This is a genomic window from Natronosalvus caseinilyticus, assembly GCF_017357105.1.
In the GTDB taxonomy this organism is placed as follows: Archaea; Halobacteriota; Halobacteria; order Halobacteriales; family Natrialbaceae; genus Natronosalvus; species Natronosalvus caseinilyticus.
In genome coordinates, this window is record NZ_CP071596.1 from 2,535,272 (window position 1) to 2,556,972 (window position 21,701).

A 21,701-nucleotide genomic window follows, 5' to 3' on the forward strand; every position below is an offset into this window, starting at 1 on the left:
CGGAACTCGCCCCGAAACCGGAGGCGTCGATACCTACCGAGAACCGTCGTACGTCTCGCGCATCTTCTCCTCGAGCAACCCGTCCGGATCGAGGACGATCGTCACGAGCACGAACGGCTCGCTCACGTCGAGCACCCAGACCGAAAACGGCGGCTCGGTCGACTCGGCGGCGCGCTCGAGCAAGGGCTCGAGGGGCTTCTCGCCGTCGCGAAACTCGGCGTAGAGGTCGCGCTGACCCGGCTGATCCGCGAAGGTGTAGACGACGCCGTTCGGGCGGCCGTCGGTGTCGTGAATCACGCGGGCGTTCATCGCCTCGCCCGCTCGTCGGGCCTCCTCGAAGCAATGTTGGGCAGCCTGGAAGACGGGGGCGTCCGTCCGACGGAAGCGAAACCGGGTCGGCTCGAGAACCGTCCAGGAAGCGAGTCTGGGTTCGCCGTCGTCCCACTCGAGCATCACCTCGATGCGGTTACCGTGATCGAGACCGGGGCCGTTTCGATCCGCTTCGTCGTCCGAACCGCGGTCGCCGTCCGGGTCGGGCTGCTCGACGTATGTCGGATCAGCCGTGTCTACCTCGAGGAGGAGCCACTCGTCGTCGGTCCGGCCCGGGAGGACGCGGACGGTGGTCTCGGTGGTCTGGTTCATGTGCGACACTCGCGGCTGTGGGCCGAAATAGGCTCCGTCTCGAGTGTCGAAAGCCGTCTTCGACGCGTCTCGGCCGAGCCACCTGACGCATCGTTTTTGCCCCTCGAGCCGATAGCTCTGGTATGCAGTTCTGCGACGACTGCGGTTCGATGATGAAAGCCGATGGGGACCACATGGTCTGTACCAACGACGACTGCGGGGCGTCGACGGCTCGAGACCGGGAACAGGAGGCCTCGTTCGTCACGACCGAGTCCCAGACGTTCGACGACGTGATCGAGTCCGACGAGGACGCGAACTTCGAGGGAAAGCCAATCGCGAGCGACGTCCGCTGTGACGAGTGTGGCACCGAAGAGGCCTGGTACACGATCAAGCAGACGGCCTCGGCCGACGAGCCGCCGACGCGGTTCTTCAAGTGTACCGAGTGCGGCTATCGCTGGCGCGAGTACAACTGAGGTGTGAGATTGCCTCGAGCGTGCCGTCGAACTCGCGATTCCCTCGAAATCACCCGTCGAATTGCTGTGCTGTTCGAGTGAACGCAGCGAATTCGCTGACGCTATCGACCCCATCAAGAAGGATGCGAGCGGGTCGAGCGGGACCGAATCGAGGACGACCGACGAGTACACCAGGCTCGAGGAGTCGTTCGCTTCGTTAGTTCCCGGGACTCACAACCTTCACGAAAGACGATTCACGTGGCAAACTTTCGCGCTGTACGGAGTTTTTAGCAATAGGGCCCGTAGAGTGTTGGTATGCGACTGCACAACAGGGAAGTCCGACAGGACGTTCGCGAACTCGGAGCCCTCCTGGGTGACGTTCTCGAGGACCAGACGTCGCGTCGTGCGTTCGACACCGTCGAATCCTGTCGAACGGCCGCCATCGACTACCGCGCGGGAGACCTCGAGTCACGAGAGCCACTGGCCACCGAACTCGAGGGGCTGTCGCCACACCAGCAACGCGTCGTCGCCCGTGCGTTCACGACGTACTTCGAACTGATCAACCTCGCCGAGGAACGCGAGCGCGTCCGGTCGATTCGACAGGATTCCCAGGACGGAACGCTCGACGACAGCCTCGAGACGGCCGCCGAAGAGCTGTCCGAGGCCGATCTCGAGGCTGTCGAAGGCATCCTCGACGACGTGCTCATCGAACCGACGTTCACAGCCCACCCGACGGAGGCCCGTCGGAAGACCGTCAAGTCGAAACTCCGAACGGTGGCAACCCACCTCGAGACGCTCGACGAGCGTCTGCTAACCGACAAGGAACGCGAGCAGGTCTGGCGCGACGTCGACGCCGAGGTGACGAGCCTCTGGCAGACGCCGCAGGTCCGCAAGCGCCAGCCCGAACCCGAAGACGAGGCCCGGAACGTCCAGTGGTACCTCGAGAACACGCTCTTCGACGTTGTCGGCGAGGTGTACGACGAACTCGCGGACGCGCTCGACGACGAACTCGACGGGGCCATCGACGTCCCCAAACTCTTCGAGTTCCGCTCGTGGGCCGGGAGCGACCGCGACGGCAACCCCTACGTCACGCCAGAGGTAACGGCCAACACCCTCGAACGACAGCGCGAGGTCGTGATCGACCGCTACCGCGAGCAACTCAAGCGGCTCTCGGGCGTTCTCAGCCAGGACGGCAGTCGGATCACCACCGGCAACACGTTCGACGCCTCCCTCGAGGACGACCGGGAACGACTGCCGGGCAGCGCGAAGACGGCGAAGGAACGCTACCCGGGCGAACCCTACCGCCAGAAGCTCAAGCTCATGCGCGAGCGCCTCGAGCGCGTCGGCGACGTCCGCCCCGGCGGCTACGACGACGCCGACGAACTCGTGGAGGACCTCGAGATCATCGCCGACAGCCTCCGGGAGAACAGCGGGGAAACCGTGGTCGAAGCGCACGTCGACCCCCTGCGACGCCAGGTCGCCACCTTCGGCCTCTCGCTGGCCAGCCTCGACCTGCGCGATCACCGCCAGAACCACACGGACGCCATCGACGAGGTCCTCTCGCGGGAAGGCATCGAGTACAAATCCCTCTCGGAGGACGAGCGCGTCGAGTTGCTCACCGACGCCGTCCTCCAGGACGAACCGATCGTCGACCTCTCCCGGACGGAGGACCTCTCGGACACCTCGAGTCGGGTCGTGACCCTCTTCGACAGCCTCGCTGACTGGCAGGCCGAGTACGGCAACGAGGCCATCGACACCTACTGTATCTCGATGAACAACGAGCCGTCCCACGTCCTCGAGGTGCTGTTCCTGGCCGACCAGGCCGGCATCATCTCCTTGCCGGAACACTGCGGTATCGACATCGTGCCGCTGCTCGAGACGGAGTACGCCCTCTCGGGCGCTCGCCGCATCATGGGCACGCTGTTCGACAACGAAGCCTACTCGCAGGTGCTCGAGGCCCGCGGGCGGACCCAGGAGATCATGCTGGGGTACTCCGACTCGAACAAAGAGAACGGCTTCCTGGCGGCGAACTGGTCGCTGTACAAGAACCAGCGCCGACTCGCACAAATTTGCGACGACTACGACGTGAAAATGCGCCTGTTCCACGGCCGCGGGGGGTCCATCTCCCGCGGCGGAGGCCCGATGGGCGAGGCGCTGCTGGCACTGCCCAACAGCACCGTCACCGGCCAGGTCAAGTTCACCGAACAGGGGGAGGCCATCGCCGAAAAGTACGGCAACCCCCGCATCGCCGAGCGCAACATCGAGCAGATGCTCAACGCCCAGTTGCGGGCGCGAAAGCAGGCGATCGAGCAACCCGAGGAGCGCATCGAAGACGAGTGGGTCGAGGCGATGGACACCATGGCCGACGCGGCCCGCCAGGAGTACCGCGACCTGCTCGAGAGCGACGGCTTCGTGCAGTACTTCGAGCAGGCGACGCCCATCACCGTCATCGAGGACCTCGACCTGGGCTCGCGGCCGGCCTCCCGGAGCAGTGAGCGAACGGTCGAGGACCTGCGGGCGATCCCGTGGGTCTTCTCCTGGACGCAGGCCCGGTGCATCCTGCCGGGCTGGTACGCCGTCGCCGACGGCATCGACGCCTACCTCGACGACGGTGGCGACGTCGAGACCCTGCAGACGATGTACGAGGAGTGGCCGTTCTTCCGCACGACGCTCGACAACGCGGCGCTCTCGCTCTCGCGAACGGAACTCGAGATCGCCGAGCAGTACGCCGACCTGGCAACCGAGGACTTGCGAGAGCAGTTCTTCCCACGGGTGACCGAGGAGTACGACCGCGCGGTCGACCTGGTCAAGACGATCGGCCAGCGCGAGACCCTGCACACACGCGACTGGATGGGCGAGAACCTCGAGCGGCGGAACCCCTACGTCGATCCACTCAACTTCCTCCAGACGCACCTGCTGGGGCGAACCCACCGAACCGACGTCGAAGAGAGAACGCTCAGACTGACGGTCAAGGGGATCGCCGCCGGGATGAAGAATACGGGATAACGGCCCCTGACGTCGCGTTTCCGAGCATAGCCTTATTACCTCAGCGCGCCTATATTAGGTGAGTCAGCCGTCGTCGTACCCGATTCCTTCGCAGAGATCAGTGCGTGATTAGAGTTGACACAGAGATGATATAGATGCCCACGTTCGAGCACACGATCGAAGTCGAAGCGCCCGTAGACCGCGTCTTTCAGTTCGGGATCGACCCCGAGAACTGGCGACGAACCATGCCCAGCCTGACCGACGTCGAGATAGTCGAGGAGACCGACGACGCCCTCCTGATGAACGCCACTTACAGGCTGCTCGGCACCTCGATGGACGGTAAAATGGAGATGCGAATCGCCGAACCGAATAAACACACGATCACCACGTTCGAGAGCCCCGGTATGACCGGGGAGCTACACTACCACTACGCAGCGACCGATTCCGGGACGAAGGTCGTCCAGCGGGCCGACTACGAGTTCGGCGACTCGCTGATCGAGCGCGTGCTCGAACCCGTCGCGAAGCGGTACAACGAGCGCCAGTTCAAACACTCGCTCCGGACGTCCAAAGAGCTCGTCGAAGCTGAGGCGACATCGGTTATTGAAGCCTGAGCCGACACCGTTCACGTCTTTTTTAGCGATATCGAGAACCGCGATGGGGGTGTGTCGAGCTAGTCCGATAGCTCGTGACTAGTGTTTTCCGTGAGGCGATGTATCCGATGTCTCGCGATACCGTTCGCTCAGTCTCGAGCCCGAGTCTCGAGTCCGCCGTTTCCGTCACTCGAGCGTCGGAACCGGCACCGAATCCAGCACCGCGTCGACGATCTGGGACTTCGAGACCTCGTTGACCGTCGCGTCGGGCGTGAGCACGAGGCGGTGGGCCATCACCGGGTGCGCGACGCGCTTGATGTCGTCCGGGGTGACGTACTCCCGGCCCGCGATGGTCGCGTAGGCGCGAGCGGCCTCGAACAGGCGCTGGGTCCCACGGGGGGAGACGCCGACCTCGACCCGGCCGTCGGTCCGGGTCTGTCGGGCCAGGGCGACGACGTACTCGAGGAGGTCCTGGTCAACCGTCACGGTCTCGGGAACCTGTCGGAGGGCGGTGACGTGTTCGGGTTCGAAGACCGTCTCGATGGAGGGACTCATCTCGTCGCGATTCGCCCGCCGCTGGAGGAGTTCGATCTCCCCACCTTCGTCGGGATACCCCATCGAGGTCTTCACGAGGAAACGATCGACCTGCGCCTCTGGGAGGGGGAACGTCCCCTCCTGCTCCACGGGGTTCTGAGTCGCGATGACGAAGAACGGCTGTGGCAGCTGTCGGGTCTCGCCGTCAGTCGTCACCTGCCCCTCCTCCATCGCCTCGAGCAGCGCGGCCTGGGTCTTCGGCGGCGCACGGTTGATCTCGTCGGCGAGGACGATGTTCGCGAAGATGGGACCTTCGTTGAACTCGAACTCGCGGTCCTGCTCGTTGAAGACGTGTGTGCCGGTCACGTCCGATGGGAGGAGGTCCGGGGTGAACTGGATGCGCGAGAACGACAGTCCGAGGGCGGTCGCGACGCTGCGGGCGGTGAGGGTCTTCCCCGTGCCGGGGACGTCCTCGAGCAGGACGTGCCCGCGTCCGACGACGCCGAGGAGGACGGTCTCGAGAAATTCACGGTCGCAGATGACGGCCTTGCCGATTGCGTCGAGTACCGTGTTGCACTCTTCGCTGGCCTGAGTGACGTCCATGGCGTCGGACTCGAGGGGGTCACCCATATTTCTTCTGTTATTGTCACGTTCGGGGTGGTGGTGAGCAGTGGGGTGATCGGGGTGGTTGTGAGCAGTAGGGTGTTCGGGGTGGCGGCGGCTCGAGTAGATGGCACTCGAAGGAGAACGGTCGATCAGGTGGCGCTCGGCCGGTGGCGACGACTCCAGACAGCGGTCTCGATGCTGGTTCCGGTCCTGAACTCGGGCCGGTCGCGACCGTGGTAACCGACCCCGCGCCTGCGAGAAACCGAAACGGCTAAAATCACCACCCGGCTACGTACGAGTGAGCCGAGATAGCCTAGCCCGGCCAAGGCGGCAGATTCGAAATCTGCTGTCCCCACGGACACGGGAGTTCAAATCTCCCTCTCGGCGTTTTCACGATCCATCTCACGAGCGTAGCGAGCGTCTGGATCACTCTCGACGACGCCAGCCTCGAGCGTTGCTACGTATTCTATATCGACGTCCGTCGAAACCCGTACTTCTGCACAACTACACGAGGATTGCTACTACCGTGCTCTGAGGCAATCTCGTCGCCACTTCTCTGCACAGTCCTCCGTCAGACACCTATCCTCCTCGTCTATGGTATTCGGCTATCTCACTCGTCCCTTTCGTTCGCAAGTTCATGCTGGACGACGAGAACGGGGCCGAGAAACCGATCGGCAACCTGGTCGGCCGGCATACCGAACACATACGTCACGAGCGACGGATCCGTCTCACCCATCACGACGGCATCGAACGCTTCAGATGCGTCGACGATCGCCTCGAGAGGCCGCAGATCTCGCTCGACTCGCGTCTCGATCTTCGACTCGTCGACACCGAGTTCTCCCAGTCGATCGGCCACTCCATCGAGAAGTGTCTCGATGTCCTCGTCCGTTTCCTCCGTCTCGACGACGTGGTACAGTGTTATCGAGGTGTCCATCGCACCGAACACGCCGGCGACGACGCGGGCGAGACGGTCGATCCCCACGGTCCCGCGGACGGCGACGAATACATCGTCAACCGCCCCGGTGGCGTTCGGGACGAGAACAGCCATGCAGTCGTGCTCGTGGATCGTACGGTCGATCGTCTTCTGTCCGTCGTGCGTGAAGACGAGTCGCCGTTCGACGATCGCTCCCGCCTCCTCGAAGATCGCCTCGTATTCGTCGAGACGGGCCGTGGCTCGCTCCTCGAACTGCATCTGTGCCTGTCCCGGTGCGGTCTGTTCGGGAACGACGTGATATCCCAGCAAGACGACGTGGGCGTTCGCGAGGAGACCGGGAACTCCCTCCGGAACCGACTCTCCTTCGAGCACGCGAATCGGAACAAGTATCGATGGTCGGTCCGTCATTTCAGATGTCTCCCTTGAGTTTGACGTCTCCAGCGTAATAACGATACCACAGGTACGTCACGGCCATGACCACAATGCCGATGGCGATCGACGCGGGTTGCATGAAGGCGATCAGACCGAAGCTGGCGAGCGCACCGACGCCAGGCAACACTGGATACCCCGGGACACGGTAGCTGGGCGAGTACCACTCGGGATTCCGGCGTCGCAACACGATCAGCGCGACACACATCAGGCCGTACATGATCAGGTGGAGAAACGACGCGACCTCCGCGAGCAGTTCGACCTGTCCGGTCGCCACGAGCGCGAGAATCGGACCACCGGCAGCCAGCAACGCGACGTGTGGAGTCCCATACCGGAGATTGACCTCGCTCGCTTTTCGGGGTAGCAAGGCATCCCGACTCAATGCGTACACTGCCCGGGAGGCGCTCAGAATCGACGCGTTCGCACTCGAAAACGTCGCCAACAGTCCGGCACCCAGGATAGCGACCGCGCCGGGTAGTCCAAGGAACTCGCGGGCCACTTCGACCATCGCCGTCTCACCGAACTGGCCGAGCCGGTCCGCTCCGAACGCGCTGGTCGCGACGAAAATCGTCACGACGTAGAACACGGTGACGACGAGCACCGACCCGACCATCGCCAGCGGCAGATTTCGCCCCGGCCGCTTGATTTCACCCGCAACGGTTGCAACCTGAGCGAATCCCAGATACGATGTGAACACGAGTGCAGCCGTCGTCAGTACCGGGAAGTAGCCTCTCGAGAAGAAGTGCTCCGGGGCGCTGGCCCGACCGAAAACCCCGAAAGCGTCGAGGACGCCATACGAGAGAAATCCCGTGAGGACGACGAGGAGAATCCCAACGACGATATTCTGCAGCTTGGCCGTGTTTTCTGTGCCACCGATACTCAACGCCGTCAGCGCTGCGCCGAACAGTAATCCAATCCCGATGACGGGGCTGAACGGGAGCCCGACGCCGAGTTCGGCGAACACGGCGCTCGCGTAGTGACCGAGGCCGACGAGATAGAACGCGGAGGCAAACATTAACCCCAACCAGAGTCCGAGACCCACGATTGCACCGTAGGCGGTACCCATCCCCCGCGAGATGAAGTAGTATCCGCCCCCGCTACGGGGCATGGCCGTGGCGAGTTCGGACGTCGGAAGCGCTACGAGCAACGCAATCAGCCCGCCGATACCAAACGAGACGGTGGCAGCGAGTCCCGCGTTGCTCGCCGCCAACCCGGGGAACACGAAAATCCCCGCTCCGATCATCGTCCCGATTCCGATTGCCAGGCCGCCGACCAATCCAATCGTTCGCTCGAGTTCGACGTCGTCGTCGTGGACCGTCGTGTCGTCGGTGACCGCTTCCGGCTCCGCTGCAGGCTCCTCACCGGCGACGTTCTGCCCCGCCGTCTCGACGTCGACGGGCTGTTTGTCCATAGTGGCGCTATTTTCAACAGTAAAATAAAACCGGCGATGAGCCGGGTTGGGCGACGTCGTTCGTGGGGTGCAACAACTACGGTCGTCGGTGAGAATCACGATGTGAACGCCGAAAGCCGTGCGTACCGCGTAGTGATACCTGCATCCGCGAGCGGAAACCGACAACCTGGGAGTGGAACTCGACGCTGTTCGAATACCCCTCTCGACGACGCCAGCCTCAAAATTCACTACGTATTCTATATTAATACACTTAAGAATTTGTAGTATTAGGTATGAGGGTCGGTACTCGAGCACACCGCTCGAGCCCAATTCCGATCGTTCGATGGTGGGAGCTCGACGATACGACGGAGATCGGCAGGGCGTTCGCCTCCGCGTTCGAGCACGCCGCTGAACACGAGACCATCAAGAATTGCGCGTGCTAAACGGGACCTTGAAATACGTCTCGAGGCCATACTCGAGTATGAACCGTCGTCAGCGAACGATCACCGCCGTCCTGTGGATCGGCGTCGCGGGCGTGATGGCGATTACGCTCGAGCCGACGATCCCAACGGATCTGGCGGGAGTCGCCCGCCTGTTCGTCGTCGTCCTGGCGCTCGGCCTGGCGGGCGTCTACCTCTTCGATCCGTGGGGCCTGATCAGCCGAACGCACCAGGTCGGCAAATCGGGCGAGCCTTAGCCCCTCGCGACCATCGGCGGGTATGGACACGACCGTCGAGCCGACGATCCGACCGTACGATCCGGCGACCGACGCGGGCGAGCTGTGGGCGCTCAAACGGGCGTTCGAACTGGGACTCGGCGAGGGAACGGGCGACGGCGGCAAAGCCGAACGGTACGAATCGAAGCTCACCGACGCCTACCGCGAGGGCTACCTCGAGTGGGTCGAGCGCTGCCTGGACGAGGAGTCAGAGACGGTGACGGTCGCTGCCGTCGGAAACGAGGACGGGCTCGAAGACGAGCGGGACGGGTCCTCGACGCTCGTCGGCTACGTCTTCGTCCTCCCGGAGTCGCTCGCGTACGTCTGGGACGCGGCGATCCTCAACGAGCTCTACGTCGCTCCCGACGCGCGCGGGACCGGCGTCGCCGACGCGTTGATGGAGCGAGCGCTCGCGATTGCCCGCGATCAGGACCTGCCGCTCGAGCGACTCGTACTCGATGTCGATCGCGAGAACGATCGGGCGCAGGCGTTCTACGAACGCCACGGGTTCGCCCACTGGGGCGAGATGGTGGCTCGAGAGCTTGGAGAATAACGGCGGTCACGAAGCTGGAACGGCACCGCGAGCGCGGAGCCGAACGAGGGCGACGGCCCCGAGCGCACCGAAGACGATCGGATAGCCGATGCCGGCGACGAGTATGGACTCGAGCGGCGAGGGCCGGATCACCGCCCCTTCGATCGCGACCGTCGAGACGAGAACGGCGACGATCGTGACGGCGAGGTAGCCGATGGCGACCATCGCACCGTCGATCGCCGCTTCGGTGATCGACTCCAGGCGCTCGAGTTGATCGTATGCGCAGTACGCGCCGGCCAGTGCGATGACGAGCGGCGGTACCAGCAAGAGGAGCCACTCGGCGCCGCTTCCGTCGAGGACGACGTTCTGCTCTGCCGGTAGGAGCCTGAATAGCCCGCGCCGCGGCACCTCGGTCGCCACCCCGTGAGCGTTCAGGTAGGTCCAGGCGACCAGTTCGGCGGTGAGCGTCTCGCCCGCGGCGGACTCGAGGACGTCGGTTCGGAGGTCGGCGCGGATCGACTCGCGAGCCAGTCCGTAGGTGACCGCGTAACCGGCGATCCAGGCGAGTGCGCCGGCGACCACGCCCAGAAACAACGGACGGAGGTCCTTCGCCGCGTCCGGTTCGTCCGTACTCGCCTCGTTCACCTCGCTGGCCGCGTCGTTCTCGCTCGACGCCTCGACGCTCGAGTCCGGTATCGTGTTCGTCATCTCGAGTTCTCAGACGGGTACTGTCTGTGGGAGCGACCTAAAGCTTCCTCGTCCTTCGTCGATCTTTTCGGTCGTCCTGGCTGGTGCCTTCGGCGTCATTCACTCGGTCCTCGTCACTCACCGAGCAACGACGTTCACTCGAGTACCACCTCACTCGAGCATCGTATACGCCGTCTCGGGACGATTCGTCTCCCAGGCCTCGGCGGTGATCGTGTACCGGTGCAGGTCGCGGACCTCGCCGTCGAGCGGCACCCAGTTTCGCAACACGCCGTCGTACGTCCCCCCGTAGCGCTCGACGTACTTCTCGATCGCTCGCTTCGACTTCTCGTTGCCCTCGAGGTAGCCCACCGAGACCACCTCGAGGTCGAGTCGGTCGAACGCGACGGCGATGGTCGCTGCGGCGCGCTCGCTCGAGTAGCCGCGTCCCCAGAACGGTTTGCGGAGCCAGACGCCGAGGCGAGCGGTCCGCTTCTCCCAGAGCGGGATGAGGCTGGCGACGCCGGCGAACACCCCGGCGGCGGGTTCGACCTCGAGCGGGTAGATCGCCCAGTTCGCTCGCGTGGCCTCGTCCCACCGCTTCTCGGACTCGAAGAGGTACTCGCGGGCGTCGTTCGGCGTCTCGTGGACGTCGGTCGTGAGGTGCGTGGCGACCGCCCCGAAGTCAGTGTCCGGGTTCGTGTACTCGTACAGCTCGAGGGGTGCGATCGTCTCGGTCGTCAACGGTTCGAACCGAAGTCGATCGGTTTCGAACGTCTCGGGGAACATTCGGCGAGACGTTCCGCGACGAGGACCGTCACTCTTTGGGCGTTATGTGAGTACGTGACGTTCCTGGTATGGTTCACGACGTTCCTGGTCAGGTACACGACGTTTCAGGACGAGGACTGTCGATTCCAGCGGACAGCTCTGCGCGGTCTAGCTGACGAGGGCTACTGTTCCGAGTCGTTCGCGGGTATTCGACGGCGGAGCCACTCGAGGACGAGTCCTCCGCTAACCAGTCCAGCACTGACGGTGAACCCGGGTGCGCCGTCTTCCTCGTTTGACGCGTCGTTCTCGACGTCCATCTCGTGATCGGTATGGTCGAATGCGGTGGCGTCGGTGTCGTCCTCGCGCGTCTCGTCGTCGCTTTCGGTGGCGCTCGACGAATCGTCGGCGTCGCCCGCTTCGTCGGCGTCCATCGTGTCGGCACCGACCGCGTCGTCTTCGTCCGCGCCGGCCTCGTTCGCGCCAACCTCCGTCGCTGGCTCGAGCGCGACGAGGCTTCCCTCCCCCGACAGGTATACCGTTCCGTCACCGATCACATACGTAAAATCGGGCCACCTCGCCTCGTGAGGGTCCTCGAGTCCGACGGCCGCCAGCGGGAACGACCACTGCTCGAGTCCCGTCTCGATGTCGACCCCGAAGAGGGCGGGGCTTCCGTCGGTGGGGTGGTACGGAACGACGACCGTCCGGCCGCCGATGGATGGCCGCCCCCACGCGTCTATCGACCCGCCGACGGTCCAGCTGTGGTCGGTTTCGTAGTTGTACGCGTTGACACCGTGTCGCTCGGCGCTCACTCTGACGGTGTCGGTCGCCGCGAGCGGGAACCGCAACTCGACTCGCTCGAGGACCGCTCCGTCGTCGGCGTCGAGGACCAGGCACGCCTCTTCCTCCTCCCCCTCGTTTCTGTCACCGTCGACGCCCTCGTCGTCTCCGTCGTCGACGCCACCGTCGCCGCCGTCGCCGAGCCACGCCACGTAGAGGCGGTCTTCGGTCGCCACGATTGAGGGAAGTCCCTCGCCTCTCGAGGGAGTCTCCTCCTGGACGGCCCACACCGGCTCCCCCGATTCGGCGCCGAGCGCGACGAAACCGGCGTCGCCAACGGCGGCATACACGAGGTCGTTCGCGACGGCGACTGGAATCGAAGCGAACGTAGCCGCGTCGGCGTCCCGTCGCTCGAGGTCGACCCCACTTCGCCGCCACCGGGGACTCCCGTCGTTGGCGTCGAGCGAGCGAAGGGCGCCGTCGACGACGACGTAGATCGACCCGTCGACGACGGTCGGGCTCGGAATCCGTCCGTCCGTTCCGAACGACGTCGACCAGACGGTATCGCCGCTGTCGGCATCGAGCGCCGTCACTCGGTCGCCGGTGACGTAGACGGTGTCGTCGACGACGGCAGGTGTTCCGTCGGCGCCGACGTCCTCTCGTGCCCACCGGAGGGACCCGTCGCTGGCCGAGAGGGCGTGGACGCCGTCCCCCTTCCGCAGGTAGACCGTGCCGTCGGCGACGACGACGTCGCCGTCCTGGTCGTATTCCCAGGCGACGATCTCGGGCGCTGGAAATCGACTCGAGCCCGAGATGGCGGCGGTGTTTCCAGGGGTGCCGTGGTAGGACGCCCAGTGATCGGCGTCCGCAGGCGTCACCACCATCGGGATCGTCGAATTCGCATCCGCCCCGCTACTCGTTTCGGCCGCACCGAGGAAACTGCCGATGACGAGCGAGGCGCCGAGAGCCATCACGGTCCGCCTGGGCCAGAGGGACATAGTACCCTCGGCACCACCGGACCTCTTGCTTATATTGCGTGTAAGTTCAGTTCCGGCGATGAAACGATGGTAATCGTTCCCTAGACCACTCGAGAGACTGTTCCCTGTACCAACCAACCGATCGTCCGATATTTGGAGCGTCCGCCGGGCGAGGGGCCGTAACGTGCGGTTTCGAGCGGGCGAGAATCCGGTCCGACAGTCGCACCACCTGCAAATGTCGTCATTCCTCGGAACGAGGTTCACTTCGAGTCTCGAGCGCCGTGCGTAGAGAGAAGGTGACGTCTCGCCACGACTGAAGACGCTCGTCGAGGGTGACGCTCCGCAACCACTAAACGCGACTCGTCCCTACCTCCGACAATGAGCGACTGGACGGAAACGTACCGCCCGACGACGCTGTCGGAGGTACGGGGAAACGACAAGGCCCGCAACAAACTCGAGGAGTGGGCGAGGACGTGGGACGAGCATCGAAAGCCCGTCATCGTCCACGGCAGTCCGGGTATCGGGAAGACCTCGGCCGCCCACGCGCTGGCCAACGACATGGGCTGGCCGGTGATGGAACTCAACGCCAGCGACGACCGCCAGGCCGACGTGATCAAGCGTGTCGCCGGCGAGGCCTCGAAGAGCGGTACGCTGACCGGCGGCAGCGGCGGTCGCCGCCTCGTCATCCTCGACGAGGCCGACAACTTCCACGGCAACGCCGACTACGGCGGCTCTCGAGAGGTCACGCGAGTCGTCAAGTCGGCCAGCCAGCCGATCATTCTCGTGGCCAACGAGTTCTACGACATGAGCAACTCGCTTCGGAACTACTGCCAGACCATCGAGTTCCGCGACGTCTCGGCGCGCTCGATCGTCCCCGTCCTCCGAGACATCTGTCGCCGCGAGGGCATCGAGTTCGAGGACGACGCCCTCCGCAAGATCGCCGACGCGACGAGCGGCGACCTCCGGTCCGCGGTCAACGACCTGCAGGCGGTCGCGGAGGGAAGCGAGCGCCTGACGGTCGACGACGTCGTGACCGGCGAGCGCGACAGCACGGAAGGCATCTTCGACTTCCTCGACGCGCTCATCAAGGAGAAGGACGCCCACGGCGCCCTGCTGGCTGCCTACGACACCGACGAGACGCCCGACGACCTGCTCAATTGGGTCGAGGATAACGTGCCGAAGGACTACTCGGGCGGCGAACTCGCCGACGCCTACGAGTTCATGAGCAACGCCGACCGCTGGCTGGGCCGGGTGCGCTCGACCCAGGACTACTCGTACTGGCGCTACGCGACCGACAATATCGCCGCCGGCGTCGCCGCCTCGAGGCGCGAGCCCAAAGGCGGGTGGACCCGGTACGGCCCCCCGAGTTACTGGTCGAAACTCGGGCGAACCCGTGCGACCCGGGATCGGCGCGACGCCATCGCCCAGCGGATCGCCGACCGGGAGGGCGCGAGCATTGGCACCGTCCGTCGGGAGATCATGCCGTTCCTCTCGAGCATGACCCACCTCTGTCGAAACCGGGAGTTGACCGTCGAGATGACGGCCGCCTACGACCTCGACGAGAAGGAGGTCTCGTTCGTCACCGGGAGCGGCGCCGACACCAACAAGGTCGAGTCGATCGTCGAGGACGCCGCCGAACGCCAGGCCGAGGAGACGGTCTCGCACTCCGGATCCGCGTTTTTCGGTAGCGCGGACGCCGAGGACTCGAGCGACCTGGACGCCAGGAGTGGGGAGGACGCCAGAAGCGACGACGGTTCGAGTAACGAGGTGGACTCGAGCGACGAATCCGCGGATTCGGCGAACGCGTCGCTCCTCGACGTGGGGTCCTCGGGTTCAGACGCCGACGGCGAGGCGACTTCGAGGTCGGGAATGGGGACGGGGACGGCTGGCGACTCGAGCGACGCGGACGCCAACGATGGTGCGTCGGACGTCGACGAGAGCGAAGAGGACGAGGCGGACGAGGACGACGACGGCCAGTCGGGCCTGTCCGACTTTTTCTAGCCGCTAAACCGTCCGAGTGTGCGGTTCTCGAGAGATAGTACGACACTCGAGGTCGAAAGTGGACTTCGACGACGAGACGAGTCGTCTACAGAATGTCGAGGGACTCGCCGGCATCCCGAAACGCCTCGAGGCAGGCAACGAGATCATCGCGGGTATGGGCGGCCGTCGGGAGCGCGTAGACGTACCCTTCCCGAACCGCGTTCCTGGACGCGTGCCCTCCGGAATTCGGGCGAACGGGAGCGGAAACGATCACGCCCCGGTCGCGAAGATCGTCCGCCAGAGCTCGGGCCATATCCCGCGTCTCGACGTAGACCGGGAGGATCTGTGAATCGCCGTCGACCTCGTATCCCATCGTCAGCAGGCCGTCGCGGAGACGCGTCACGTTCTCCCAGAGGGATTCGCGGTGGTCGCCGTGTTTCGAGAGGTGGAGGGCCTCGCTCGCCGCCGCGGCCGCCATCGGGGTCAGCCCCGTCGACTCGACGAACGGTGGCGCACGAGCGGCCAGCCACTCGATTAACGCGTCGTCGCCCGCGACGTAGCCGCCCTGGCTGGCGAGCGCCGTCGAGAGCGCTCCCATCTGGACGTCGACACGGTCGACGAGGCCTTCGGCCTGGACGATTCCCCCACCGCGGACGTAGAGGCCGGTCGCGTGACTCTCGTCGACCATGACCCAGGCGCCGACCGAGTCGGCGACGTCGCAGAGTTCCTCGAGCGGAGCGACCCACCCGTCCTGGCTGAAGACCGAATCGGTGACGACGAGCCAGGATTCGTCGTCGGGTTCGGCGTTGGCGTCGGCGACGGTGTCGGCGTCAGCGTCGGCCTTGGTATCGGTGTCGACATCGGCGACGGTGTTGGCGTCGACGTCGGCCGTTACTTCGCCGATAGCCCGCCGCTCGAGAGCATCGTCCACCGCCTCGCGAAGGGCGTCCGGATCACAGTGGCCGTACGGAACGACCTCGGTCCCGGAGAGCCGACAGCCGTCGAACGCGCTCACGTGGGTGTACTCGTCGACGAAGACGACGTCGGGATCGAGCGCGGTGATCGTCCCGACGTTCGCGGCGTAGCCCGAAGAGAACGCGAGCGCGCGATCCGTCTCGAAGGTCTCGGCGAGCAGTCGCTCGAGATCGTGGTGGACCATCGTATCGCCGGTCGCAATTCGGCTCCCGCCGGATCCGGTCCCGACGGTGGCGGCGGCCTGTCGCGCGGCGTTCTGGACCCGCTGGTTCGCGGTCAACCCCAGGTAGTTGTTCGAGCCGAACACGAGGAGTTCGTCGGCCTCGAGGACCGGGAGGCCGCCCCTGGGTGGCTCGGAGACGTAGCCGCGGGAATCGATTCGGTCGGTCGGCGCGAGCGAGTACCGTCGGTCCGCGCCGGCCTGGGACGTCAATTGCTCCTCGAGGTCGAACCCGCGGTCTGCCATCTGCCTGAACCGTGACGACCACCGGATTTTACTCTCACGATTCCCGATTCGGCCCGTCGAGTGTGCCAACTGCGTTGTGTACCTTGATTTCCCGTCCGTTTCCGCATCTCGTGTAGCGATACGTATACTTCGGAAATCGACCGCTGACGTTCGAAACGTGGATCGAATATCACACTTCAGTGACTGTTAATATTCCAAAGCTTAATGCCGATTGATAATCTATTCGGACAGAAGAGCACATGACCGATAGTACGACCGATGAAAAATCGAGGGAGGGGGATTTCGATATCGGTCCGAGCATGGACGAGCTCTTCGGGGAGATCGAAGACGACTCGGCCGACGAGGAGCCGGTTGATCCCGGCGAGACGGCACACGGTGACGACGTCGAGGACGTGACTGCCGCCGACCTCTTCAGTCAGCTTCGCGACGAGGCCGCCGCCGACTCCGGAATGGACGAGGTTCTCGAGGACGAGAGCCCCGAGGAGATCATCGCGAGCGCGGACGTTGACGACGAGCCCGATTACGACGTTGACGACGAGCTGGTCGACGAGGGCGCGCTCGACGACCTGTTGCTCACCGGCCGGACGCGATCCGACGAATTTCTCTGGGTCGATAGCGGTGACAACTCGTCTTCCGCGGGCGACGGTGATTCGGGAGCGACGGAGGCTGATTCGGTCCAGGGAGCGGCTGAAGTCGAGGGCGATTCCAATTCCGAGTCCGAATCTGAATCTGTCGCCGAACCTGATCCCGAGTCCATACCCGAATCCGAATCCGAACCCGAACCCAGGTTCGACGACGAGACCATGGACGAGGACGGAGACGAGCCTGATCGGGTGGCAGACTCGGTCGACGAATCGGAGAGTGCTGTCAGTGAGGCTGGCGACGACGGCGGCGACGGCAGTGACACCGACGAACGTGCCCCCGAATCCGACACCGCCGCTCGAGCCGGACGCGTCGACTACTCCCTCGAGTCGTCCGCGTCGGACGAGGAGTCGGTATCAGGCGAGGAGTCCGCACTCGTCGTCTCTGACGCCGAATCGGAAGAGACGGACCTCGTTCCGACGGACGACGGAGGCGAGAGCGAGGACTCGAGCGGCTTCCTAGGCTGGCTCCGTTCGAAACTCCCGTTCTGACGAGCGCCTCAGCATCTCGAGCACAGCGAAATCGTTTTCGACGCGGCGAACGAGCGAGACGTATGAGCACCGACGACGAGACGAATCCGGAGGGAGACGACGAACTCGAGCGCATACGCGAACGCAAGATCGAGCAACTGAAGACGAAAGCCGAGCAGGACCACCAGCGCGCGTCGAGTCCGGACCAGCCGATCGCCGTCGAGAGCCAGTCGCACTTCGAACAGGTGCTCCAAGAGCACGATCGTGTGCTGGTCGACTTCTACGCCGACTGGTGTGGTCCCTGTCAGATGCTCGCGCCCGTCCTCGACCGACTCGCCACCGAAACGCCGGGGACGATCGCGAAAGTCGATACCGAAGCGCTTCCGGGAGTCGCCCAGCAGTACGGCGTCCGCGGGCTTCCAACGCTGATCCTCTTCGAGAACGGCCAGCCCGCCAAACAGCTGGTCGGGATGCAGGACGAATCGACGTTACGAGGGCTGCTCGAGTAGTCCTGCTCGAGTAGCTCTGGTCGGGTTCAAGGACTCCCGTCCCAGGCGGGCGGCAGACTCGGCGACTATCGAACGACCGTCACCGGAACGTTCGCTCGTTTGACCACGATCTCCGCCGTACTCCCCATCTGTAGACCGGCCGCGCCACCGCGTCCGCGACTGCCCATGACGATCTGGTCGGCGTCCGCGTCCTCGACGTGGGCCACGATCGACTGGGCTGGCGACCCGACGGCGGTCGCGGTCTCGATCGACGCGTCGCCCTCGAGCGCTGCCGTCGCTTCGGCGAAGAGATCGGCGGCCTCCGACTCCTGGTCGGCGAGCCAGGCGTCGGTCAGGGGCGAAAGCTGTTCCTCGGTCGGGGCCACCTCGAATGGATCGATCGCGTGAAACAGGACGATCGAGGCGTCCGGAAAGGTTTCGAGGGCGTACTCGAGGGCCGCCTGTGCGTGCGAGGATCCGTCGTGGGGGACGAGAATCGAGCGTGCCATACTGGTTCGATTCGACGGAGGGAACCGTAAAGCCACCACTGGTGTTCGGTAGCGAGGTCTCGCGTCCGGTTAGTGGGCAAACAGCGCTACCTGCCAGTGGAGTGAAATACTCGCCTGTCGTAGCATGGGACAATGCAACGCGACCGCGTACTCGGCCGTCGGATCGCCGTCGGATCGATCGTCGCCGCCTTGCTGTTGGTGGTCGCCCACGTCGCCCTCTCGTTTCTCGGCGTCCTCGTCTTCGCGGTCTTCCTCTACTACGCCGTGCGCCCGATCTACCGCACTCTCGAGCGGTTCAACCTCCCGCGACGGCCGCGGGCGATCCTCGCGCTCGTGCTGTTCGGCGTGCCGTTCCTCGTGCTCATCACCTACACGATCGCGATCATCGTCATCGAAACCCAGACGTTGCTCGAGGCTTACGGCGTGCAGGATCGGTTTCTCAACGAGGTGATCGCGGAGATCGACGTGACCGGCCTCGACCTCGACGAGATTCGAAACATCGTCACGGATATTTCCTCGCAGGCCTCCCTCGGCGTCGTGGTGTTGAGCCTCGCGGGGACGGTCAGCGTCGTCAGCGGCGCGGTCGTCCAGTTGATCATCATGGTCACGCTGGCGTACTACATGCTCATCGACGGGCCGCGATTCGTCTCGTGGTTACTCGAGACCTACGACGAGTCGGGCGTCCTGCGTGCATACGCACGCGCCGTGGACCCCGAACTTTCGATGACGCTCTTTGGCAACATCGTGAACGTGTTCGTCACGGCCATCGTCGGCGTCGTGACGTTCTACACGTACAATTTCTTTGCCCCCGCTGCGGTCGACGTTCCGTTTCCGGCGCTGATCGGCGCGCTCACCGGCATCGGGAGCCTCATTCCGGTCGTCGGCATCAAACTCGTCTACGTCCCCGTCATCGTCCTCCTCGCGGCGAACGCGTGGGCGACCGGCGACCTCTCGCTGCTCGTCCCGGTTGGCGCGTTGGCGGCCGTTAGCGCGGTCGTCGTCGACTTCATCCCCGACTTCTTCATCCGGGCGCACATCAGCGGCAAGCAAACCCACACGGGCATGCTCCTGGTCTCCTACATCGTCGGACCGCTCGTCTTCGGCTTCTACGGACTGTTCCTCGCCCCCATCCTGCTGATCCTCGTGATCAACGCCGTCTCCATCCTCCTCCCGTACGTCCTCACCGGCCATCCGCCAGGAGTTCGACAGGCCCGGCTCACCGAGTACCGTGGCGAACGTCTCGAGGCCGCAAAGGCGGAACGAACTGAGGCCGAACCAGCCGAGGCCGGACGATCCGGGGCCGAACCAGCCGTCTCGAGCGATGGGTCATCCGATCGCCAGTAACGATCCGGTCGACCGGTCGGCTATAGAAACGCGCGAGATACTCACACGAACCGACTGGCTGCTAGTTACTTGGGACTGGGTCGGGTGGATACCTCCGTTGCTCGAACACAGGGTCGCTCGAGCACAACGAGCGCGGCGTCAAACGAACCAAGCGAACGCGGCACCGTTCGAATCCAGCGAACGCGACGCCACGTTCGAGCCCAGCAGGTGATCCACATCTCGTCAACACCGCCGCCACACACCCGATCGGACCCCCCGAACGCCCCCGACGCGTCCGGTGGGGGGAACGATCACGACCATACCCACCATCGCAGCGGCTGGCCCATCGTGAGCGCCGCGGGCGCAGCCACGCTGTACGTCGGATTCGCATTTCTCGCCCTGGCGTTCGGCGTCGGGACCGTCCCGGCTCTCCTCGGTCTCGCGGTCGCAGTCCTCGGCGGCGGACTCCTGATAACCGGGCTATTCGGCTGGCTCCGACAGGCGTTCCTCCGTCATCAGGACCGTTCCGTAGCCGACCCGGAGGCGCGACGCGCCTACGTCACCACCATGATCCTCTTTCTCGCGACCGACCTCGGCACCTTCGGCGCCGGCTTCATATACTACGCGTTCGTCCGCGTCGGAACGTGGCCCCCCGCCGATCTCCCGCCGCTGCTCGGTTCCCTCGTCGCGGTCAACACCACGCTCCTGCTCGTCAGCAGCGTCACGTTTCACGTCGCACACGGCTTCCTCGAGCGCGGACGAAGTCGAGCGTTCCTCGGCCTTCTCGGTCTGACCGTCCTCCTGGGCGTCGTCTTCCTCGCCGGCCAGGCACTCGAGTACTACGAGTTCCTCGTCCACGAGGGGTTCTCGATCACCGACGGCGTGTTCGCAAGCGCGTTCTACGGGTTGACCGCCCTCCACGGGCTCCACGTCGCCCTCGGCGTCGTGTTGCTCTCGATCGTCTTCGTTCGCGGCGCGCAGGGTCAGTACGGCCCAGAACGCGACACGTCCGTCGCGACCGTTGGGTTGTACTGGCACTTCGTCGACGCGGTCTGGCTCTTCCTCGTGGCCACGCTGTACGTCGGAGCGGTCGTTTCGGTGTGAGTCAGCGCTCGCGTCGGTCCCAACGTCGCTCGTCGGCGTTTCGGCTCACCTCGTCATCGTTTCGACCGCGGTCGTTTTCGATGTCTTCGCCAACTTCGCCGTCTTCGCTGCCTTTGCGGCCTTCGTCGTCATCGCCATCTTCACTGTCTCGAGACCGCCCGTCCTCCCGCGTTCGTTCTCGAGCGGGCGACCACCGGAACTCCCACGGATAGTTCTCGACGCCGACGAGCGTGAACGCGCCGACGCCGACGAGCAACGAGATGAGCCCAAGCGGGAGGGCGACCGGGTCGACGCCGAGACACCGACTCTCGGAGCGGAGGGTCGCGTACCGCGCTTCGCCGACCTCGCCGCCGCTGATCACGACGCCACGGTCGAACGCCTCGTGGTGGTCGAACGATCCCTCGACGGTTCCTTCCCGGTGGGGATCGTCGAACGCCTCGAGAACGGCGCGCCGTTCGGCCTCGGTCAGCGACTCGAACTCGAGCGTCTCGACGACTGGGCCGGCCTCCGAGAGTCGCTGCTCGGTTTCCTCGGGCGTCGACACGCCGATGACGGGATCCCCACAGCCGCCGATCGCGGGCTGGACGATGGACCAGCCGCCGAGGACGGTCCCCGCGATCCCCAGCGCGAGAAAGAGCGCGGCGAGAAACGGGAGCGCGTACGAGAAGAGTCGGGACTCCTCGTCCCGGCTCCCGTTTCCGTTCTCGGCGTCCGTTTCACGCGTCGATCGATCGTCTCGAGCCACCATCG

General features: G+C 64.7%; 20 protein-coding genes and 1 tRNA gene. 11 read left to right on the plus strand and 10 right to left on the minus strand.

Going from position 1 to position 21,701, the window contains the following annotated elements; translation table 11 throughout:
• Positions 1-33: 33 nt before the first annotated feature.
• Positions 34-642, minus strand: coding sequence for a DUF6663 family protein (locus tag J1N60_RS12135; protein ID WP_312907749.1), 609 nt, complete (start codon positions 640-642; stop codon positions 34-36).
• Positions 643-764: 122 nt separating this feature from the next.
• Here J1N60_RS12135 and J1N60_RS12140 point away from each other — a divergent pair, with 122 nt between their 5' ends.
• The 3 genes from J1N60_RS12140 (at position 765) to J1N60_RS12150 (ending at position 4,669) form a co-directional block, all read left to right on the plus strand.
• Positions 765-1,094 carry a transcription factor S gene (locus J1N60_RS12140; protein WP_312907751.1) on the plus strand — a complete coding sequence of 110 codons (330 nt, stop codon included), beginning with the start codon at positions 765-767 and terminating at the stop codon, positions 1,092-1,094.
• 294 nt (positions 1,095-1,388) lie between these two features.
• A complete protein-coding gene (gene ppc, locus J1N60_RS12145) occupies positions 1,389-4,079 on the plus strand; it encodes a phosphoenolpyruvate carboxylase (RefSeq protein ID WP_312907752.1) in 2,691 nt (896 codons plus the stop codon).
• A gap of 134 nt (positions 4,080-4,213) precedes the next feature.
• On the plus strand, positions 4,214-4,669 hold the full coding sequence (locus tag J1N60_RS12150; protein ID WP_312907754.1) for an SRPBCC family protein: 456 nt from the start codon (positions 4,214-4,216) through the stop codon (positions 4,667-4,669).
• A gap of 165 nt (positions 4,670-4,834) precedes the next feature.
• Here J1N60_RS12150 and J1N60_RS12155 read toward each other — a convergent pair whose 3' ends face one another.
• Positions 4,835-5,785, minus strand: a complete 951-nt coding sequence (locus J1N60_RS12155) for an AAA family ATPase (RefSeq protein ID WP_312907755.1) — start codon at positions 5,783-5,785, stop codon at positions 4,835-4,837.
• Between the two features lie 305 nt (positions 5,786-6,090).
• Here J1N60_RS12155 and J1N60_RS12160 point away from each other — a divergent pair.
• Positions 6,091-6,175 (plus strand) — tRNA-Ser (locus J1N60_RS12160).
• A gap of 223 nt (positions 6,176-6,398) precedes the next feature.
• Here the strand turns inward: J1N60_RS12160 and J1N60_RS12165 are convergent.
• Both J1N60_RS12165 and J1N60_RS12170 read right to left on the minus strand, forming a co-directional pair.
• The gene (locus tag J1N60_RS12165; RefSeq protein WP_312907756.1) at positions 6,399-7,130 is read right to left on the minus strand and encodes a universal stress protein; all 732 of its coding nucleotides are present in this window, start codon (positions 7,128-7,130) and stop codon (positions 6,399-6,401) included.
• A 1-nt stretch (position 7,131) separates the two neighbouring features.
• Positions 7,132-8,562, minus strand: coding sequence for an APC family permease (locus tag J1N60_RS12170; RefSeq protein WP_312907757.1), 1,431 nt, complete (start codon positions 8,560-8,562; stop codon positions 7,132-7,134).
• A gap of 460 nt (positions 8,563-9,022) precedes the next feature.
• On the opposite strand from J1N60_RS12170, the gene J1N60_RS12175 reads away from it, so the two are divergent.
• Together J1N60_RS12175 and J1N60_RS12180 are read left to right on the plus strand one after the other, a co-directional pair.
• A complete protein-coding gene (locus J1N60_RS12175) occupies positions 9,023-9,238 on the plus strand; it encodes a hypothetical protein (RefSeq protein ID WP_312907758.1) in 216 nt (71 codons plus the stop codon).
• 22 nt (positions 9,239-9,260) lie between these two features.
• Positions 9,261-9,809 carry a GNAT family N-acetyltransferase gene (locus J1N60_RS12180; protein ID WP_312907760.1) on the plus strand — a complete coding sequence of 183 codons (549 nt, stop codon included), beginning with the start codon at positions 9,261-9,263 and terminating at the stop codon, positions 9,807-9,809.
• A gap of 6 nt (positions 9,810-9,815) precedes the next feature.
• Here the strand turns inward: J1N60_RS12180 and J1N60_RS12185 are convergent, their stop codons facing one another.
• The 3 genes from J1N60_RS12185 to J1N60_RS12195 form a co-directional block, all read right to left on the minus strand.
• Positions 9,816-10,496 (minus strand): DUF7978 family protein, encoded by a 681-nt coding sequence (locus tag J1N60_RS12185; protein WP_312907762.1) that lies wholly within the window; start codon positions 10,494-10,496, stop codon positions 9,816-9,818.
• A gap of 150 nt (positions 10,497-10,646) precedes the next feature.
• Positions 10,647-11,261: a GNAT family N-acetyltransferase gene (locus J1N60_RS12190; RefSeq protein WP_312907764.1), complete on the minus strand. Its 615-nt coding sequence runs from the start codon at positions 11,259-11,261 to the stop codon at positions 10,647-10,649.
• A gap of 161 nt (positions 11,262-11,422) precedes the next feature.
• Positions 11,423-13,015 carry an outer membrane protein assembly factor BamB family protein gene (locus J1N60_RS12195; RefSeq protein ID WP_312907766.1) on the minus strand — a complete coding sequence of 531 codons (1,593 nt, stop codon included), beginning with the start codon at positions 13,013-13,015 and terminating at the stop codon, positions 11,423-11,425.
• Positions 13,016-13,372: 357 nt separating this feature from the next.
• Between J1N60_RS12195 and J1N60_RS12200 the strand changes: the two genes are divergently transcribed.
• Positions 13,373-14,995, plus strand: a complete 1,623-nt coding sequence (locus J1N60_RS12200; RefSeq protein WP_312907768.1) for a replication factor C large subunit — start codon at positions 13,373-13,375, stop codon at positions 14,993-14,995.
• 85 nt (positions 14,996-15,080) lie between these two features.
• Here the strand turns inward: J1N60_RS12200 and J1N60_RS12205 are convergent, their stop codons facing one another.
• Positions 15,081-16,415: an aminotransferase class I/II-fold pyridoxal phosphate-dependent enzyme gene (locus J1N60_RS12205; protein ID WP_312907770.1), complete on the minus strand. Its 1,335-nt coding sequence runs from the start codon at positions 16,413-16,415 to the stop codon at positions 15,081-15,083.
• 239 nt (positions 16,416-16,654) lie between these two features.
• Here J1N60_RS12205 and J1N60_RS12210 point away from each other — a divergent pair, with 239 nt between their 5' ends.
• Positions 16,655-17,548 carry a hypothetical protein gene (locus J1N60_RS12210; protein WP_312907771.1) on the plus strand — a complete coding sequence of 298 codons (894 nt, stop codon included), beginning with the start codon at positions 16,655-16,657 and terminating at the stop codon, positions 17,546-17,548.
• Positions 17,549-17,610: 62 nt separating this feature from the next.
• Positions 17,611-18,036: a thioredoxin gene (gene trxA / locus J1N60_RS12215; RefSeq protein WP_312907772.1), complete on the plus strand. Its 426-nt coding sequence runs from the start codon at positions 17,611-17,613 to the stop codon at positions 18,034-18,036.
• Between the two features lie 65 nt (positions 18,037-18,101).
• On the opposite strand, the gene J1N60_RS12220 is transcribed toward trxA, so the two are convergent.
• Positions 18,102-18,524, minus strand: coding sequence for a universal stress protein (locus tag J1N60_RS12220; protein ID WP_312907773.1), 423 nt, complete (start codon positions 18,522-18,524; stop codon positions 18,102-18,104).
• Between the two features lie 132 nt (positions 18,525-18,656).
• Between J1N60_RS12220 and J1N60_RS12225 the strand changes: the two genes are divergently transcribed.
• Together J1N60_RS12225 and J1N60_RS12230 are read left to right on the plus strand one after the other, a co-directional pair.
• Positions 18,657-19,868, plus strand: coding sequence for an AI-2E family transporter (locus J1N60_RS12225; protein WP_312907774.1), 1,212 nt, complete (start codon positions 18,657-18,659; stop codon positions 19,866-19,868).
• 84 nt (positions 19,869-19,952) lie between these two features.
• Positions 19,953-20,951 (plus strand): cytochrome c oxidase subunit 3, encoded by a 999-nt coding sequence (locus J1N60_RS12230; protein ID WP_312907776.1) that lies wholly within the window; start codon positions 19,953-19,955, stop codon positions 20,949-20,951.
• A gap of 1 nt (position 20,952) precedes the next feature.
• Here J1N60_RS12230 and J1N60_RS12235 read toward each other — a convergent pair whose 3' ends face one another.
• Positions 20,953-21,699: a hypothetical protein gene (locus tag J1N60_RS12235; RefSeq protein ID WP_312907777.1), complete on the minus strand. Its 747-nt coding sequence runs from the start codon at positions 21,697-21,699 to the stop codon at positions 20,953-20,955.
• Positions 21,700-21,701: the final 2 nt, after the last annotated feature.

Excerpts from the sequence above, each read along its gene's own strand:
- J1N60_RS12225 (WP_312907774.1), top strand. The coding sequence starts at position 18,657 with ATGCAACGCGACCGCGTACTCGGCCGTCGGATCGCCGTCGGATCGATC.
- J1N60_RS12155 (WP_312907755.1), bottom strand. The coding sequence starts at position 5,785 with ATGGACGTCACTCAGGCCAGCGAAGAGTGCAACACGGTACTCGACGCA.
- J1N60_RS12150 (WP_312907754.1), top strand. The coding sequence starts at position 4,214 with ATGCCCACGTTCGAGCACACGATCGAAGTCGAAGCGCCCGTAGACCGC.
- J1N60_RS12185 (WP_312907762.1), bottom strand. The coding sequence starts at position 10,496 with ATGACGAACACGATACCGGACTCGAGCGTCGAGGCGTCGAGCGAGAAC.
- J1N60_RS12140 (WP_312907751.1), top strand. The coding sequence starts at position 765 with ATGCAGTTCTGCGACGACTGCGGTTCGATGATGAAAGCCGATGGGGAC.
- J1N60_RS12175 (WP_312907758.1), top strand. The coding sequence starts at position 9,023 with ATGAACCGTCGTCAGCGAACGATCACCGCCGTCCTGTGGATCGGCGTC.
- J1N60_RS12165 (WP_312907756.1), bottom strand. The coding sequence starts at position 7,130 with ATGACGGACCGACCATCGATACTTGTTCCGATTCGCGTGCTCGAAGGA.
- J1N60_RS12200 (WP_312907768.1), top strand. The coding sequence starts at position 13,373 with ATGAGCGACTGGACGGAAACGTACCGCCCGACGACGCTGTCGGAGGTA.
- J1N60_RS12190 (WP_312907764.1), bottom strand. The coding sequence starts at position 11,261 with ATGTTCCCCGAGACGTTCGAAACCGATCGACTTCGGTTCGAACCGTTG.
- trxA (WP_312907772.1), top strand. The coding sequence starts at position 17,611 with ATGAGCACCGACGACGAGACGAATCCGGAGGGAGACGACGAACTCGAG.
- ppc (WP_312907752.1), top strand. The coding sequence starts at position 1,389 with ATGCGACTGCACAACAGGGAAGTCCGACAGGACGTTCGCGAACTCGGA.
- J1N60_RS12195 (WP_312907766.1), bottom strand. The coding sequence starts at position 13,015 with ATGTCCCTCTGGCCCAGGCGGACCGTGATGGCTCTCGGCGCCTCGCTC.
- J1N60_RS12135 (WP_312907749.1), bottom strand. The coding sequence starts at position 642 with ATGAACCAGACCACCGAGACCACCGTCCGCGTCCTCCCGGGCCGGACC.
- J1N60_RS12210 (WP_312907771.1), top strand. The coding sequence starts at position 16,655 with ATGACCGATAGTACGACCGATGAAAAATCGAGGGAGGGGGATTTCGAT.
- J1N60_RS12170 (WP_312907757.1), bottom strand. The coding sequence starts at position 8,562 with ATGGACAAACAGCCCGTCGACGTCGAGACGGCGGGGCAGAACGTCGCC.
- J1N60_RS12205 (WP_312907770.1), bottom strand. The coding sequence starts at position 16,415 with ATGGCAGACCGCGGGTTCGACCTCGAGGAGCAATTGACGTCCCAGGCC.
- J1N60_RS12235 (WP_312907777.1), bottom strand. The coding sequence starts at position 21,699 with ATGGTGGCTCGAGACGATCGATCGACGCGTGAAACGGACGCCGAGAAC.
- J1N60_RS12180 (WP_312907760.1), top strand. The coding sequence starts at position 9,261 with ATGGACACGACCGTCGAGCCGACGATCCGACCGTACGATCCGGCGACC.
- J1N60_RS12220 (WP_312907773.1), bottom strand. The coding sequence starts at position 18,524 with ATGGCACGCTCGATTCTCGTCCCCCACGACGGATCCTCGCACGCACAG.